Source organism: Amycolatopsis sp. NPDC059021, assembly GCF_042739895.1.
GTDB lineage: Bacteria > Actinomycetota > Actinomycetes > Mycobacteriales > Pseudonocardiaceae > Amycolatopsis.
Window position 1 is genome coordinate 30,018 of the sequence record NZ_JBHYIQ010000010.1, and the last position, 1,012, is coordinate 31,029.

Annotated in this window: 1 protein-coding gene; it reads right to left on the bottom strand. The window is 65.0% G+C overall.

What is annotated here, in order from left to right:
* Positions 1 to 132: 132 nt before the first annotated feature.
* Positions 133 to 759 carry a DUF4360 domain-containing protein gene (locus ACFWX1_RS08000; protein WP_378385045.1) on the bottom strand — a complete coding sequence of 209 codons (627 nt, stop codon included), beginning with the start codon at positions 757 to 759 and terminating at the stop codon, positions 133 to 135.
* Positions 760 to 1,012 lie beyond the last annotated feature (253 nt).

Consider the following 1,012-nt stretch of genomic DNA (forward strand, 5'->3'; position numbering starts at 1 on the left):
CGCGGGGGCGTGCGGCCGCGCGTGGCCCCCGCGTCGTTCCTCGTCGCTCCGTTCCCCCCCCCCGCCCGCCCCCCCCCCGCCCCCCCGCCCCCCCCCCCCCCCCCACCACGGTCTGTGCGTGGGGCACAGGGCTCAGCAGCGCTTCCAGGAGAAGTGGTAAATGGTGTCCACGCTCCCGTGCTCGGAGTCCATTTCGATGTAACTGAGCGAATTCGGCGCGGCCGCGTCCGCGTTGACGCGCAGTTCGGCGTTGATGTTGAGATTGCGCTCCTCGGCGCAGGGTGCGTAGACGAGCACGTCCGCGGTGTCCGTCATTTCCCAGGCCCCGTGGAATGGGCCGTTCAGCGGATGCGCGATGCGCGCCGTTGGGCTAGTTCCGGTGAAATAGTAATTCGCTTGCTCCAGCGCCTTCGCGCCGTTTTCAAGATGTGCGAAACCTCGATAGTTGACGCTCGCGATCGCGTACGTGAAGCCCTGGGGCACGTGCACCAGGACGTTGATCTGGCAGTTCTTGCGGAAGTCGGTGGCAGGTGCGCCATCACCGGCGCGCGCCTTGAAGTTCTTGTAGTATACGGTGAAAGACGTGTTGTCGGGCGCGACGTCCGCGGCCGCGGTGGCCGTTCCCGCCGGACAGCCGGAGCCGTTGATCGTCCTGATGTCGAGGGTGATCTTTTCGGTCGGCACCGAGGTTGTCGGAGCAGCTGCGGGCGCGGCGAATGAGGACAGGATTAGACTGGTTATGACCAGCGTGCCGAGCATGGCACTCCTTTCGGTGGATCATTGAGTTGTCGCGCGTCAGGATCGTAGCCCGCTCGACGACATTTCAACGGCCACTGAACGGAGTAATGCACCTCGGGCATCGGAACGGTGCCTTATGTCCGAATCCGTGGTGCTCCTCCCATGTTCGGATGACTGTGCTGCCGTGAAGGCCTCCTTACCGGGGCTGGGGGCCCGGATTGATGCCCTGAACGGGACCGGGGTGGGGGGTGCTTTATTGTCGTGCGTGGCGCAA

Coding starts and splice junctions, on each gene's coding strand:
- ACFWX1_RS08000 (WP_378385045.1), bottom strand. CDS start 759: ATGCTCGGCACGCTGGTCATAACCAGTCTAATCCTGTCCTCATTCGCC.